This is a genomic window from Bdellovibrio sp. HCB337 (assembly GCF_047302465.1).
Classification (GTDB): domain Bacteria; phylum Bdellovibrionota; class Bdellovibrionia; order Bdellovibrionales; family Bdellovibrionaceae; genus JACMRP01.
Genome location: NZ_CP178621.1, coordinates 1,304,369 through 1,319,358 on the forward strand (window position 1 = coordinate 1,304,369; position 14,990 = coordinate 1,319,358).

The following is a 14,990-nucleotide window of genomic DNA, read 5'->3' on the forward strand; positions in this document are numbered from 1 at the left end:
CTTTCCATCCTGAATGCTTCTTATGGTGCTAAATCTCAAAAGTAGGACTTCCATACTCGCTCAATAGTCTTTGCCTACACTTGTTACATAACAATAAAGGTGAAGTATGCTTAAAATTTTAGCTCTGAGTTTATTGATGAGTTCTTCGGTTTTCGCCCAAAACATGCAGTGGGGGACCGGAATGGCTATGGGAGCTCAGCAAAATTGCGGCTACCAACAGCGAACCGGATCTGGCGCCGTCAGCATGTCTGACGAAGTGAACGAGATTCTTGAAGCCATGAAAGAAGAAAAGAACAAACTGCAAAGCGCTCAGAGAAAACAAAAGACCCTGACTCGAGAGCTGGATCGCATGCGCTCTGATATCGAAAACTCCTTAGAGCCCGATGAGTCCTCGTTCGCCTTTAATCACATGGAAAACAACCGTCGCTGTGAAGAGTACGATGAAAATCCCGTCGGCGAAGTTGTCAAATATTGCGAGGCTGGTAAAGCCGGTGGTGTTAGCACCAGCATCTGTCGCGGCGATCAGAGTCGCGCCTGCCAAAAAGCTTTGCCTGAATATCGAAAGAAATATGCTGAAAGCCAGAAGCTCGGCGATGAGATCGACACAGCTCAAAGAAATATCGAAAGACTTAAAGACGAAGCCGTCGATGCGCGTGCGCAAGCCCGCGAGGATCGCGAAAGTGGTACGGAAGCAGGAGTGTGTCTTGAGTGTATGGCTAGTGGGAGTGGTTACGTAACTCAGCAGAATTCTCCGAATTGGGCGGGCGTTGCTGCCAATGTTGGGACCGGCCTTGCAGCTATGTACATGGGTTATAAAACCAATCAGATGGTGGCAGAATACAACTCGGATTTAGGTTGGCCGACGATGGCTAATAACTCGGTTGCGAGTGTCGGGTATCCCTACTTAGCCGCCGGAGTTTACGGGGCACTTGGTGGTGGAACCGGGCAAGGAGCTTTCGGTTGCGGCAGCACCGGAGGCGCTTACGGAAATATGAATGGGGGAGCTTTCGGTTATCCGACTTCGATGTATGGTTCACCGATGGGTGGTGGCATGTACAACACGATGGGGATGGGAACGACCGATTATTCGACGATGCAATATCAGACGCAGATGTACCAATCCTATTTGCAGCAGCAACAATCTCAGATGCAAAACTATATGACCCGTTATCAAACGATGAGTTCTTTGCAAACCGAGCTTTCAAGTCTGATGTACCGAATCCAACAAGTGCAGTCCGGGGCCTATACCACCACGGGCACTGGTTACCTAACAACCGGAACGACGTATGTTCCCGGAGCAATTCCTGCACCGTCAACGGGTACAACGATGGGCACAACAACGCTCTATGGACGATAGTTAGTGTAATGCTTGAGGTGCGATCAGATAGAATTCAGGGACGTCAACGCTGAAAGTTTCGCCTTCTTCGCTGACCATTTGATAAGTGCCCTTCATGCTTCCTGAAGAAGTATTCAGAGGACACGCGCTTTCGTACTCGAAAGTTTGACCAGCGGCGATCTTCGGTTGCAATCCCACCACTCCAGGTCCGCGGACATCTTCTGTGCGGCCAAGAGCATCGGTGATAACCCAATGGCGACTCATCAGTTGAGCACTGCGAGCTCCTGTGTTCTTGATGCTAATTTTATAAGCAAAAAAATGATAATTCTGTTCTGGGCGTGATTCCGCTGGAACATAAACTGTCGTCACAGCCACTTGAATATGTGGAGTCATTGATTTTTGAATTGGCATAACTGTTCACAAGATAAAAGCTTACGGCTGTTCGGTCAATCACCAGATTTTCAGATTTTCGATTTCGAAAACAATCGGGTAGTGGTCCGAAGGAAGTTTCAGCTTTGCGTCTAATGTCATCGGAACGCCGACGTCCATACCGAACTCATCTTTATAGCGATACACTAAGGCGCTTTTTTCCTTCAAGTGACTTGCTAACTTCGGAGCCAAGAAGCAGAAATCGATCTGTCGACCTTCGGTGCGGCTTGTGGAGCGAACCTGATAAAAAGTAGCTCTGTTTTCAGAGCTAACACCTGTTAGTTCAAGTACGTCTTTAAGTTCCGTTTTGTCGTACAAAGGCTTAAATTCTTCGTCGGTGTTAGTGATGCTAGCGTTGCCATTGAAGTCTCCGACCACCATTGTGGGTGCATCGGGATGTTTTTCCACGAACTCGCGATAGATATCAATCAAAGTCAGAAGCTCTGCTTGGCGACGCTCGAATCCTCCGGGGTCAATGCTTTCCGGATCCAAGCGAGATTTCAAGTGCGTCAAAAGAATGCCCAAGAAAGGTTTGTCCACGTCCTTTTTGAAAAGTCTCAACTCTGCCACGTCGCGCGAAAACTTGTGGCTTGTGGCCGGCGCTTTCACGGAGCTGACGGGGTAGTTGTGTTTAATGGACTCTCGTTCATGGGGGTAGAGGTAATTGATCGGGCGGTTTTTGTTGGACTGAAGGTCAAAATAGAACGGCAGTCCCTTGCGGATCAAAAAGCCGACGTCGATATTTCGATTCGAATTGCCCTCAGTCAAAATTGGCGAGTAGGCCCCATCCAAGAAAAGCTCATTATAGTTTTTAAGGGATTCAAAGCCGCCAACCTCGCAAAGCATAATGACGTCGGCATTGATGGTCTTCAGGGCCCGGGCTAATTCCAGGCACTTTTTGAGGGGCTTATTTTCGTAGGTCGAGGTCGATAAACGCTGCCACTTGGTCTCATCCAGTTTGAGTGCTTCCGCTGTCGGAATCTCGTCAAATAACAAAAAGAGATTCTCTGCGTTGATAAAGCAAAATTTGAGATTTAGGCTCTCGTTCCACGACGTCATATCTTACATTGTAAGAAAATTCGTGCCAGAATCACAAACTAAATCAGAAGCTACCTGATAAATCCAATTCCTGCGTTGGGCGTCGTCGCAGTACAATACGTACGGCGTCCTCCTTCCGCCTTGGCCTTGGATTTACCAGATAGCTTCTTCCGGAGGAAAATATGCGATTTAAATCTTGGTTGGACAGTTTTGTAGTCGGAAAAGAGCCTAAAAGTAAAAGTGCGAGCACTGGCTATGTGTATTTCTTAGGCACGGCGGATAAAAACAAATTTCTTTCTTTGACTGAAGAACATTCTTTGAACTGGCAATTGGCGGATCTTAAGAAAAACGAACGCGACATGGTGTTCTTTGTAGGCGTTAAGGGACCAGTCTGGATCATCCGTCCACGTAAAAAAGCAGACTCACCTCAGCATCAAGGTCTTTTAGAGGAATCAGATTATGCCTTTTGCCGCGACTTGTTTGGCGGACTTTGGGGCCACTTCAAAGCTCACTCGTTAGAGCAAGTTCGTTTGGAATACGTGGGCACTGAGTTCGAACAAGAACTTGGTTCTTTGGTTGGCTTTGAGATGTCGGCATATAGCTTCCGTAGCGTGTTTGAGGAAAAGCCTCAGAACCTGCCAACTGTATACGTTCAAAAAAGCCTGGGCGACTTCGATAAGAGCACTTTGGCGCAGGCACAAGCTCGTGCAAACGCAGTGAATGTGGCTCGGCACTTGGTGAATTTGCCACCGAATGAACTCAATCCAAAAACTTTCGTGGATTTCGCTAAGAAAATGGAATTGCCGACGACAATGAAGATTGCCGTTTGGGATCAAGCCCGTTTGAAGAAAGAAAAAATGGGTTTGTTGTTGGCAGTCGGTGGTGGTGCCGAGTTCGGTCCATATCTTTTGCACATCCGTTATCGTCCAACGAAGAAGTCTTCTTTAAAACCAATTGCGCTAGTCGGTAAGGGCATTACCTTTGACACTGGCGGTTTGGATATAAAACCATCATCAGCAATGCGCTTGATGAAAAAAGACATGGGTGGCGCTGCAAGTATCTTGGCGATGGCTTCTTGGGTTGCAGAAATTAAGTATCCGGGACCTGTGGACTTCTATATTGCTTTGGCTGAAAACTCCGTTGATGCAAAATCTTTCCGTCCAAGTGATATCTGCGTTGCTCGTAACGGTATGAGTGTCGAGATCGACAACACCGATGCAGAAGGCCGCTTAGTATTGGCGGATGCATTGGATGTAGCTGTCACCCAAAAAGGTGCTGATGAGCCTGAAGCTGTGATCAACGTTGCGACCCTTACTGGTGCTATTAAGGTCGGTCTTGGTGTTGATATCGCGGGTCTGTTCAGTAACGATGATGAACTTGCAGATTCATTGAACACAGCGGGTGTTCGTGCAGGCGACTTGAACTGGCGCATGCCTTTGTTTGGTAAGTATTTTGGTGATTTGTCGTCGCCATTTGCAGATTTCAAAAACTCTGGTGGCGGCTTCGGTGGCGCAATTACGGCAGCCCTTTTCTTGCAAAAGTTTGTGCGTAATAAAAAGTGGGCTCACTTAGACGTCTATGCGTGGACGGACAAGGCTCAAGGCGCGTTGGGTGCTCAAGGCGGTAACGGTCAGCCGGTACAAGCTTTGATTGAGTACTTAGAATCCAGAATCTAAAGACCGATTATTGAGGTTTTCATAAAGCGCTCACCGAAACACATTTCACCGGTGCAGCGCTTTGCCTGAATGCAGGTTCCATTTTTAAAATGTCTTTGGAACCCTTCGGCGTCGTCTAAAAAGTCATCAGTTCCCGTAGAAAGAATCCCGACAAGTTCCTTTTTCTGATTGAAAAGGGGAGAGCCCGAGCTTCCGCCAAAGGTATCTATTTTTGCGGTAAAGAAGTTAAGCATTAGATCATTCCGAATAATTTCACCAGAATCTTTTTTAAGAGGCAGTCCCAACGGATACGAAAGACTGATGATAGAATCTTTTTCGTTAAGTTCATTCGCATCACCGATTTTTACGGGCTCTGCCTGAGTCACAGAGCGATCCAGTTCGACCAGTGCATAGTCTTTTGCATAACCAGTCACACTTTTTAAAATGCGCTTACAAGTATAAACCTCGGCCTTCGGGATCGAGCCGCTCTTGGCTTTTTCTTCGGTCCTGCCAAAGGTGATATAGATATCATCGCAGTCTTTTTTGTCTTTCACGCAGTGACCAGCAGTCAGCAAAATACTTGGGCCTAGCAAAACTCCCGAGCAGTGTCCTAACAGGGATTGGTCCAAGAACTTTTCGTATTGGCAAAGTGGGATGATTTTATTTAACGGATTTGATGGCACTTGAAAGCTGCCATCGGCTTGTTCGCTCAGGCGGTGTTTGTGAAACAAGACGGCCGTTGCTTTGGCTAAATCCAGATCAGCATCGTTGCTGCTAACATCAGTGCGTGTGTCTTCATCCCAAATAATGGGATTTGAGTCTTTGTCGACGAGAGCATCCTCAAAACCATTGTGCGGAGAAGTGCAGGCAGAAAGCAGGGCTAGAAGTGGCAGAAGGAAGCTGATTTTCATAAGCCCCACTTATAGCAAAAAAGGGACGTTCTGGCCTCTTGCCAGACAGACTTCTGTAAAGAGGTAAGGTCTGTCTACAGAGTAGACAGGTCAAAGAAGTCTGTGCATTTCAGAACAGGCTTTATCTTGGAAATGAAGAGCCAGTGTCCATCTTCGGAGCTATTCAATTTGTCGAGCCGCAATATCCAGAAACGGTCAAATGACAAACTAAAAGAGCCTTGATGTAGTTTATAAGTGCTGTTTAACACGTTATGGATAAGAAAGTTAATTCATGCTCAATATGTAACTGGCTCCATTTTTTTTTTTTAAACTTGAGCGAAATTTCAAGCGCTCTGATTTTTTATAAATAAATACTTTTATTTGAACGGCTTAAATCTATTAGCACTTCTTTAGTGCTAGAGATGCTTTGCATTTTGTTCGAAATGGTACGTTAGGGAAGGCTTGCTTTGAAGAAATATATTTTAGTCATAGGGGATGACAAAGATATTCGAGTTGAAGAAAGGATCAGGTTGGTAGGAGCCGGATTTTTAGTCGTTACTGCTTCTACCAGTGAAGATGCATTTTCAGTTCTTTATAATGTGCCTGCGCCAGCTGCAATTATTCTTGGTGGAGAAAACGGTTTTGAGAAAAACAGAGAATTCAGGAGAGTCCTATCAAGTCGTATCGAATTTGCGCTAATTCCTGTAATTCAAGTTAAAGAGAAAGGTGAAGAAGATATTCCGGGATGTTGTAGATATATTCTGAGGTCGGATATCTCAAGAACTATTGCGCAGGAACTCGATGAACAATCTCAAATGTCATGAGTGTTAATTAAAAATAGGAGTGGGTTAAGAAGTGAAACATAAAGAAATGCTTGCAAAGTTCATAAAGGAAAGTCGGATTGAAGCTGGCTTAACACAGGAAGAGCTTGCGACGGCGCTTGGTTATTCTACGCCACAGTTTATTTCGAACTGGGAAAGGGGCGTTTCTCAACCCCCTGTCAACACGCTCATCTTATTAGCTAGGTTACTCGAAGTTAATAAAGACGAACTTTGTTCTTTGCTCTTAGCTATGAAAATAGAAGAGCTTACTGAGGATTTTAAGAAAAAAGTTAAAATGAAATAACAGAGTTAGGTTCTTTTGGGGCTAGCATAAGTATGAATACCGTATTTAGACTTCACGAACACGCTCCGGGATATTAGCATGATCATGAGTTCCGATTTTAGCGACTTGTGATTGGAGAATTTATGAGCCGTCTGCGCGTAGAGAGTTTTTCAGTGTCCTTGGATGGATTTGGAGCGGGTTTAAATCAAGATCTCGAGAATCCCCTGGGTGTTGGCGGTATGGCCGTTCATGAATGGTTTTTTCCAACACTCGTATTTAATAAAATGATAGGCAAAACCGGTGGTACAACGGGGGTTGATAATCAATTTGCCTCGCGTGGATTTGACGGTATTGGTGCAAATATTATGGGCCGCAATATGTTTGGTCCTATCCGTGGTCCGTGGAAGGACGAAGATTGGAAGGGTTGGTGGGGCCCGAATCCTCCTTACCATTCACCAGTTTTTGTCCTGACTCATCACAAGCGCGAGCCCCTTGTAATGGAGGGCGGAACTACATTTTATTTTGTAACAGATGGGATTGAGTCCGCACTTAAGCAAGCGCAGAAGGCGGCGGGCGGAAAAGATATTCGCTTAAATGGCGGTGTCTCGGTGATTCGCCAATATCTAGCTAAAGGCTTGGTCGATTACATGCATCTGGCAGTTTCACCAAAACTGCTCGGTGCTGGAGAAAATCTTTTTGCCGGCCTAGATCTCGCAAAGCTAGGCTACGCAGTAAAACAAAGCGTCGCCGGAGAAAACGCGACTCATGTTATTATCGAAAAATCCTGATGGGTTGATGCAAAAAAAGCACTGATTCTTAGTCAGTGCTTTTTTGATCGAACTTATTTTTAGAAACTAGTGGTTATGAGCAACCTACTCTGCTTTTTCACATGAGTGAGGTTTGCCCTGAATCTCTGTGACTCCCAAAAATGAAAAACAAACGCCTTCATTGTTACTGCTAAATGGTTTTACAAGGCGAACAAAATAAGCTTGAGATTCGCCAATTTCACCTTGTCGAATATTATCAATCGTATAGCCGGGATAGTCTTTGAAAACCGGATTAGAAAGCAGACTCTTGAAATCTTTTGAAGCTTCAGAAAAATAATCATGATTAGCAGAAGATTGTTTTTTCTGGTTTCCGTTTTTAGCTGCGAGAGCCGCAGCCTGGCTAAAATTAAAACCCACTAAAACCATGAAACTCATCAAAACTCTTGTCATATTTTATCCTCGTTTTCCACTCATTAGAAAAACATTTTTTCAATGGTACAAAAACGCCCAGTAGCAAGCAACTCAATGTTTTCAATACATCGCACGGTCAGGTTCCTTCAGGTCTAGCATCCATATCTACATATAATCACCTTTATACGCATTATGTACCCGGCATAATAGCTGAATATTGGCATACTCAGGCCCGCCACCTCGGCTATAGGCCTTAATATGATCGAACTGCATTTGAAATTTTGAAGAGCATCTCTCGCCAGATTTGTGAACATACTCGCACTGATGATCGGCTCTTTTTAAAATGGTCTTTTTCACCTTTCTGGAAATGTATCTAGAATTCCTATCCGCGAAGCTTTGCGTTGAAAACTTTGCTTTTGATATGAGTTTCGAATTTGGGTCTGATGGGCACAGCGGGCTACTTCCAAAGGCAGGCTTTTTATTTTTAGTCTCTTCTTTAATATGAACACCTTTTTTCTTTTCCAAAGACTCAATGGCGGAAGTAAGCGCTAGGTCTAAAACCTCACCGAGGCTTGGGTTTACATCTTGATGTGAAATTAAAGATTTTAAGCGTTCTATCTTTTCTAGGATTTCTTTATGGGTTGTTACTTGAATTTGTACATGCTCAGAATCCAAATAGCGCACTTGATCACTCGGAAGCTCCATCACAGGATTTCTTTCAGCTAAGATTTGTTTGGCCTCTTTGGTTGAAGTGTTTTTAAGACAAGCCACAAGTTCTCTTTTTTCCTCAGTAGTGACTTTTTCTTGAGTCTTCTTTTCCTGATTACGAATATAGGTTTGCGCCAAAGAGAGATGAGTCAGATTAAGCTCTCCGGATTGAAGAGCCTCGGTAACTTCAGGAACGTCCTTCATAATTCTCAAAACCGAGATCCGGCTATAAGCGATCGATTCACTATATTTGAAATGCTTCACCAAGCATTCAAAAAGGCTTGTATAGCCCATCGGAATAAAAAGCTTACGATCCTGGATTTCTTGCAGGTGAGTGATGAGGCACTCGACAAGCTCCCTCTCGCGTCTCACCAAATATTCAGTGCGTTCAATTAATTGGGAATCGGTGAGGGATTTAATTTCGTAAGCTTTCATGGAAAGTCTCCTATGATGGTTTCAAAGGAAACATAACATGGGTTTTTGAAATCAAATTTCTCTCTCTGAAATCGCTTATAAGAGGCCTATAAAAATAAAACGAAGCGGGGTGAGAGCATGGAGCAAATCGGTTAATAGGGGAGCTCTAGAGACATATAGAGCGTATTCAGCAGACGCTCAGAAACTTAAAAACACCGAGAGAAAATTCACACAAAACACCTGTCAAAAGCTTTTTCATATATTCACAATCCGAACGTTTTCCAACGCAAAGCTTCGCGGATAGGAATTTACGTCAGGCGGACTTTCTTCTCAGGTTCAAAGATTTCAGGTTTTAGGTTCAGATTTTCATCGCGGTTTTCAGTTACAAAGCGGGGGACTGCGCCGGTTGAAACTAAGCCCTTACCAGTTTCGAATTTAAAGATCTCGCGGGTTAGGTAGGCATCTTTGTCGCGGCCATAGACTTCGAGGATTTCCATCACCTGGCGTTTGCCATCAAAGGCGCGATCGACTTGAACGATGAAGTGAATCGTATTTGCGATATCCATCTGAATCATCGCAAGTGGAGCTTCGATCCCAGAGCGTAGAACCATGGATTCAAGGCGACGTAAAGCATCGTGGGCCGAGTTCGCATGCACCGTTGTCAGGCTGCCTTCGTGACCCGTATTCATGGCCATCAGCATATCCATGGCTTCAGAACCACGGCACTCGCCAACCACGATACGGTCGGGGCGCATACGAAGGGCGTTCTTTAAAAGATTTTCCATCGTAATTGCAGGCTCGGAACCCGCTGCAGGTTTTGTTTCCATACGCACGATGTTTTTAACACTCAGTTTAAGCTCTGCGGTGTCTTCCAAAGTCACGACACGTTCATGATCGGCGATGAAAGAGCTCAAAACATTCAGCAGGGTTGTCTTACCAGAGCCCGTACCGCCGCTGATGACGATATTTTGTTTTGCATAAACGGCACGGTTTAAAAAGAAAACCGCTTTGCCGTCGATAGAGCCACGATTAATCAAATCTTGGTAACTCAAAACGCTGTCAGAGGCTTTACGAATCGTGATGCTTGGGCCTTCGAGTGATACCGGCGGTACGACCAAGTTCAAACGCGAACCATCTGGAAGACGGGCATCGATGTATGGAAAACGACGATTCAGTTCTTTACCTACGGCAACTGCCAATGCACGTACAAGACGCATCAGAGCTTCAGCGTTTGTAAAATGATGTTCGGCCTCGACGATTTTACCGTTTCGCTCGATGAAGATTTTATCCCAACGGTTCACCATGATTTCCGAAACGGTTTTGTCGTTTAGGAAAACTTTGATGGGACCTGCTTCTGATTTCCAATCAGAGTTTACGATCTCGATAGTGGCGTTGTTTCCGAAATTATTTTGGTTATTTGCATCGTCTTTCATCACCTAAAAAATCGGTATTTATAGGCGACTTCTTTATAGAATTTTGAGGCAACTCCTGACTATGGAATCACTTTGGAGTCCGGTTTTGAGTATATCCTGAAACAGGACAGGACCAAGATCTGACTACAGTCTGGCAGAGGCAAATTCCATAAAGGCTTTGGTCTTAGCTGGAATGTCTTTTTGCGCCGGCGTCAGCAGGTGAACGGGAATCGCTCCCGAGGTCCAACCTTTAAGGATATGCACAAGCTTTCCACTCTGAAGAGCGTCTCTGCAAAGAAATTCTGGAATTAGCGAGGCACCTCTTCCATACAAAGCAAAGTGATAAAGTAGTTCCGGAGAATTTGCTTCGACACTGCCGTTTGCTTTGATGCGTATATCTTGTTTGTCTTTCACAAGACGCCAGCGATTTTTTTGACCGACGTTGAAGTTTAAGCACGGCACTTGTTCTAAGTGCTCAGGTTTTGTGATGGCAGGATTTTTTTCAAGAAACCCGGGGCTTGCAACCACGATCGACGAAATACTTGAAAGGCGTTTTGACTTCATCGAAGCGTCTTTGAGCGTGCCAATACGAATCGCAACATCGATGGATTCTTTGACTAAGTCCAAGTAGGCGCCCGATAGCACTAATTCGATTTTAATTTTAGGATGCTTTTTTAAAAACTCTTCCAAAAGCGGAGCCAAGATCATTTTTGCATAATCTTCCGGAGCTGTCAGGCGCAGCACGCCACTCAGTTCTACGGAGTGACTTGTCATCGCATTGTTCGCGTTTTCAAGATCCTGAATGAGGGGTGCGCAACGTTGATAATAATCCTTGCCGGTTTCGGTGAGCTGCATTTGTCTTGTTGTGCGATAAATTAATTGAGTGCCGAGAGCTTTTTCTAGCGCAGCCAGTCGGCGGCTGATCCTGGACTTAGGTTGTTTTAATTGCTCCGCAGCCTTCGTAAAACTTCCGCTGTCGACAACTTTAACGAAAGTAAGGATTTGATTCAGGTCAATATCGGTCATTTTGAGATCCTTTTGATTGTTGCACCTGTGGAACAGTATATCTTGATTCTGTCTCCTGCCGCAACGATATAAATCGGCCTAAGCTGGATCCATCAACAACATCCACTACTAGGAGGATATACAATGAAACTCATGACTACTTTACTAGCTCCAGCACTTTTGCTTTCACAAATTGCTTTGGCAGATACAAAAGTTCCAGAGGGAACTTACAAAATCGACGTTGCTCACTCGAAGGTGGGTTTTGAAGTGTCTCACTTGGTCGTTGCCACTGTCGAGGGGAAATTCTCGGATTTTGAAGGCACTTTCGTGATCGATCCAAAGCTTGATAAGTCCACCATTGATGTAAACATTAAATCGACATCGGTGAACACCGACAATAAAGATCGTGATGACCACTTAAGAAGTCCTGACTTCTTTGATTCAAAAAAATATGAGAAGCTAACCTTTAAGAGTAAGAAAATCACAGGCACGCCTGAGAACTTAAAAGTCTCTGGTGATCTAACCATTCGTGGTGTCACGAAACCTGTGACTTTGGATGCGAAGTACACTGGCAGCGTGAAAGATCCATGGGGTAACGAGCGCGTGGCTTTCAGAGCTTCCACAAAAATCAACCGCAAAGACTTCGGATTGTCTTGGCATAAAGCGGTTGAAGTCGGCCCTGTAGTGGGTGACGAAGTGACTCTTGATTTAAGAGTCGAAGCGATTAAAGAAAAAGTCGCTAAGAAGTAATAATAGTATCGAATGAATAGGAGGCTTTAATGACTAACACAAATGTACTGACTCGAATGCCTGTGCTTTTTGTAGGTCATGGATCTCCGATGAATGCGATTGAAAAAACTGTGTTCGGAGATCAATTATCAGTCCTGGGATCTCAACTTTCCCGCCCCAAGGCAATTCTGATGATCTCTGCCCACTGGCAGACCGCGGGCACCCACGTGGTGACCGCGGATCCGCCAAAAACGATCCATGACTTTTATGGTTTTCCAGAAAAGCTTTTTAAAACCGAGTACCCGGCAGCGGGTGCGCCCGAGCTTGCAAAACGCATTGTCGAACTTGCGCCAGAAGTGAAGCCCACAAAATCTTGGGGGCTTGATCATGGGGCATGGTCCGTTCTTCTGCATTTGTTCCCGAAGGCGGATATTCCAGTTTTGCAATTAAGCTTGAATGAACATTTCACTCCGATTGAACACTATTCTTTTGCGCAGAAATTAAAAGTTCTTCGTGATGAAGGTGTGTTGATTATCGGTAGCGGCAACATCGTTCATAACTTGCGCGCGGTGAAGTGGCATGGTGGTGATGAACCGTATCCTTGGGCCCAAAGTTTTGATGAGGGCATTAAGAATGCTCTTGTTGAGAGGGACTTTGAAAAGGTCATCGATTATAAAGCTCATTTTGGTGACGAAGCTATTATGTCAGCGCCAACGCCGGAACACTATTTGCCCCTCCTTTATACTTTTGGGGTCAGTGATAAAGCGGACCGTTTAAGCTTTCCGGTAGAAGGTTTTCAGATGGCGGCCATTTCTATGAGGACCGCACTCTGGGCGTAATTTGAGGGTGTTAAAACTGTTTGAACACCTGTCGAACTTTTGAGGGCGAGACCTCTTCTATTTGCTTCCCACACTGGTACGAAGTTTGAAATAGAGACTTAGTACCTACTTGGGGGAGGAGGTACCTAGGAGAACACGGACCCTAACTTTCATACATAGCTTAATTGTACCCAAATAATTTTTTGGTACGAATAAGATCCCGGACCCCAGTTGGAACTAGAGTCTCCCACTGGGGATCTTTTTTTAGAATCATCTGATGCACTTGATCTGAGTGCGTGTACACCTCAGTCTCATCACAACCAGCGATATCACAAACTTGATTGCTCTCTTTGAAGTGAGAATACAAATGCTTTACTGACGGAGTCGGGAAGAAGCTCTTCGCCGTCATGCAAGTCATGTCTGTCTTGTGTGGGTAAACGTAAAGCTTGGTCTTTGCATCCAAAAGTTTACCAAGGCCTTCCAAGATACCACCTGATAAATCTTTGTAGCGACTTTCATCAAAGACGCGCTCTAGGTGAGAGGCGCCAACGACGATTGCCATAGGCTCTTGGGTGTATTGACGGAAGTAAGTCTTAAGCGGGTAGAAGTAATAGAAATTAGAAACCAATACATGCTGCCCCAGGCTGCACAAAGTTTCGATACGATCTAAGAAGTCTTTGTCGTTCACTTCGCCTTCGGTCAGAAGGTTTCTCATGGTGAGTTCCATGATGGAAAGACACTGTTCGTCTTTTAGTTGGAAGTCTTTTTTGAAGTGATTCAGGCCCTTGCTAAGAACATCTAAGTGAGTTTTCGTCACAGGTCTGTAAGTGCCACGTTGAAGAAGAACAGCTTTTTTGTAAACCGTATCTGGGACATGCAGGATTTCTTTTTGCGGGCCAAAGAGCACGGCTTCAGCCAAACCACGACGGACCAATTCTAAATTCGTCAGATGAGGATTTAAGTGCTTCAAGTCCTCGCCTTGAAAGTGCAGAACGTCGATGATGATCTGACCTTCTTTAAGGTTATCCACCAAGCAAGAAATCAAATCTTCATAGTCTTCAGTGTGATGAAAAGCCGCGTCCACCAAGTTAACACCCAAGATGCCAAGGGCCTCTTGCTGCTGCAAACGATGACGGTCTTGCATACGAACGTGAAGGATAATGTCGTTATAAGCGCCTTGCGGATTTTTCTGAAAGCGAACGCCCATCCAGCCATGGCAATATTTTTTGTCATTCGCAGAGCCTGTCGCAACAGTATTTGCAAATGCAAAGAAGCGAGTATCCGTGCCGCGTTTTTTACTGAGGCGCTCAACAAGCAAAGTGAACTCATGAGTCAGCATTTTCTCAAGACGTGACTCGCACACGTAACGGCCGGTTTTTTCACGACCATAGATTTCATCACTGAAGGTCATGTCGTAAGCGGAAATAGTTTTTGCGACAGTTTGCGAAGCTTTACCAGCGAGGAAGAAGTGGCGGGCAACCTCTTGACCTGCGCCAATTTCGGCGAAGGTTCCGTAAATGGAAGTGTTGAGGTTGATACGATGAGCCTTATTCAGAGTGGACATGGTGGTTTCACTCATGGATGGCCTTCTCCTTCGTTTTTGCCGCCGGCTTTCACCCAGCCTGTGATGGCAAGGCTCATAGCTTTTTCGGCTGGCATGTCGATCTCGGTGATTTTTGAACGGTGAACTAGCAAGGTGTAACCACCCAATCCGTAACTGAACGGGATAAAGACCGCGACACGGTCGGTAAAGTGATTGCCGAGTCCCAAATCGCTAAAGTTATCACGGGTGATAAGCCCCAAAGCTTTGATGTCGCCATTGCCGATCTCGACAAGTACGACGCTCTTAAGATCTTTCGAGCCTTTTTGCGAGAATAAGTTCATCAAGTCTTTAAGCGGAGAGTAAATCGCCTTAATAAACGGCACCTTCATCAGCTGGCGCTCAAGGTTGCCAAAGAAGCTTGCGGTCAGGAGGTTGTTCAGCAAAAGCCCTAACATGAAAATAAAGACTGTCGTCAGCAAAAAGCCCAAACCTGGGACATAAAGACTTGGGAAAAATCTTTGGATTGTAGTTCCAAGCATGCTCTCCATGATCACGATCCCCGCATAGAGGATGTAGATGGTCACGGCGATGGGAAGGAAGGTGAAAAGGCCTCTAAGAAATATCTGACGGAATGCTTTGAACGACTGATTCATATTGAGGCTATTCTATTGGAATCTCATTCTGAAAACCAGCTCAAAGCGAATCTGTGTGACCCCGTCTAAACATTTTAA

The 14,990-nt window shown here is 45.0% G+C and carries 16 protein-coding genes; 7 read left to right on the forward strand and 9 right to left on the reverse strand.

Going from position 1 to position 14,990, the window contains the following annotated elements; genetic code table 11:
* Positions 1-106: 106 nt before the first annotated feature.
* Positions 107-1,357 (forward strand): hypothetical protein, encoded by a 1,251-nt coding sequence (locus tag ACLWBB_RS06325; protein WP_413290766.1) that lies wholly within the window; start codon positions 107-109, stop codon positions 1,355-1,357.
* Here ACLWBB_RS06325 and apaG read toward each other — a convergent pair whose 3' ends face one another.
* A complete protein-coding gene (apaG, locus tag ACLWBB_RS06330) occupies positions 1,358-1,747 on the reverse strand; it encodes a Co2+/Mg2+ efflux protein ApaG (protein ID WP_413290767.1) in 390 nt (129 codons plus the stop codon).
* 39 nt (positions 1,748-1,786) lie between these two features.
* Positions 1,787-2,824: an endonuclease/exonuclease/phosphatase family protein gene (locus tag ACLWBB_RS06335; protein WP_413290768.1), complete on the reverse strand. Its 1,038-nt coding sequence runs from the start codon at positions 2,822-2,824 to the stop codon at positions 1,787-1,789.
* Between the two features lie 161 nt (positions 2,825-2,985).
* Here ACLWBB_RS06335 and ACLWBB_RS06340 point away from each other — a divergent pair, with 161 nt between their 5' ends.
* Complete coding sequence (locus ACLWBB_RS06340; protein ID WP_413290769.1) at positions 2,986-4,479, forward strand: leucyl aminopeptidase family protein; 1,494 nt, start codon at positions 2,986-2,988, stop codon at positions 4,477-4,479.
* On the opposite strand, the gene ACLWBB_RS06345 is transcribed toward ACLWBB_RS06340, so the two are convergent.
* On the reverse strand, positions 4,476-5,369 hold the full coding sequence (locus ACLWBB_RS06345) for a trypsin-like serine peptidase (protein ID WP_413290770.1): 894 nt from the start codon (positions 5,367-5,369) through the stop codon (positions 4,476-4,478). The genes ACLWBB_RS06340 and ACLWBB_RS06345 overlap by 4 nt on opposite strands.
* 446 nt (positions 5,370-5,815) lie before the next feature.
* Here ACLWBB_RS06345 and ACLWBB_RS06350 point away from each other — a divergent pair, with 446 nt between their 5' ends.
* The 3 genes from ACLWBB_RS06350 to ACLWBB_RS06360 all read left to right on the forward strand — a co-directional run bounded on the left by ACLWBB_RS06350 (position 5,816) and on the right by ACLWBB_RS06360 (position 7,240).
* Positions 5,816-6,172 carry a hypothetical protein gene (locus ACLWBB_RS06350; protein WP_413290771.1) on the forward strand — a complete coding sequence of 119 codons (357 nt, stop codon included), beginning with the start codon at positions 5,816-5,818 and terminating at the stop codon, positions 6,170-6,172.
* Between the two features lie 31 nt (positions 6,173-6,203).
* Complete coding sequence (locus tag ACLWBB_RS06355) at positions 6,204-6,473, forward strand: helix-turn-helix domain-containing protein (RefSeq protein WP_413290772.1); 270 nt, start codon at positions 6,204-6,206, stop codon at positions 6,471-6,473.
* Positions 6,474-6,595: 122 nt separating this feature from the next.
* A complete protein-coding gene (locus ACLWBB_RS06360; protein WP_413290773.1) occupies positions 6,596-7,240 on the forward strand; it encodes a dihydrofolate reductase family protein in 645 nt (214 codons plus the stop codon).
* Positions 7,241-7,324: 84 nt separating this feature from the next.
* Here the strand turns inward: ACLWBB_RS06360 and ACLWBB_RS06365 are convergent, their stop codons facing one another.
* The 4 genes from ACLWBB_RS06365 to ACLWBB_RS06380 all read right to left on the reverse strand — a co-directional run bounded on the left by ACLWBB_RS06365 (position 7,325) and on the right by ACLWBB_RS06380 (position 11,190).
* Entirely contained in the window at positions 7,325-7,669 is a 345-nt protein-coding gene (locus ACLWBB_RS06365; RefSeq protein WP_413290774.1) for a hypothetical protein, read from the reverse strand.
* A gap of 126 nt (positions 7,670-7,795) precedes the next feature.
* Entirely contained in the window at positions 7,796-8,773 is a 978-nt protein-coding gene (locus ACLWBB_RS06370; RefSeq protein WP_413290775.1) for an HNH endonuclease, read from the reverse strand.
* Between the two features lie 287 nt (positions 8,774-9,060).
* Positions 9,061-10,185 (reverse strand): CpaF family protein, encoded by a 1,125-nt coding sequence (locus ACLWBB_RS06375; RefSeq protein ID WP_413291591.1) that lies wholly within the window; start codon positions 10,183-10,185, stop codon positions 9,061-9,063.
* Between the two features lie 123 nt (positions 10,186-10,308).
* Positions 10,309-11,190: a LysR substrate-binding domain-containing protein gene (locus ACLWBB_RS06380; protein ID WP_413290776.1), complete on the reverse strand. Its 882-nt coding sequence runs from the start codon at positions 11,188-11,190 to the stop codon at positions 10,309-10,311.
* Positions 11,191-11,313: 123 nt separating this feature from the next.
* Between ACLWBB_RS06380 and ACLWBB_RS06385 the strand changes: the two genes are divergently transcribed.
* Positions 11,314-11,919 carry a YceI family protein gene (locus ACLWBB_RS06385; protein ID WP_413290777.1) on the forward strand — a complete coding sequence of 202 codons (606 nt, stop codon included), beginning with the start codon at positions 11,314-11,316 and terminating at the stop codon, positions 11,917-11,919.
* A gap of 29 nt (positions 11,920-11,948) precedes the next feature.
* Positions 11,949-12,737 (forward strand): 4,5-DOPA dioxygenase extradiol, encoded by a 789-nt coding sequence (gene ygiD, locus ACLWBB_RS06390; RefSeq protein WP_413290778.1) that lies wholly within the window; start codon positions 11,949-11,951, stop codon positions 12,735-12,737.
* 160 nt (positions 12,738-12,897) lie between these two features.
* Here ygiD and ACLWBB_RS06395 read toward each other — a convergent pair whose 3' ends face one another.
* Both ACLWBB_RS06395 and ACLWBB_RS06400 read right to left on the reverse strand, forming a co-directional pair.
* Complete coding sequence (locus tag ACLWBB_RS06395) at positions 12,898-14,295, reverse strand: hypothetical protein (RefSeq protein WP_413290779.1); 1,398 nt, start codon at positions 14,293-14,295, stop codon at positions 12,898-12,900.
* Positions 14,292-14,912 carry a DUF502 domain-containing protein gene (locus ACLWBB_RS06400; RefSeq protein WP_413290780.1) on the reverse strand — a complete coding sequence of 207 codons (621 nt, stop codon included), beginning with the start codon at positions 14,910-14,912 and terminating at the stop codon, positions 14,292-14,294. The genes ACLWBB_RS06395 and ACLWBB_RS06400 overlap by 4 nt, the downstream gene beginning before the upstream one ends.
* Between the last annotated feature and the right edge of the window lie 78 nt (positions 14,913-14,990).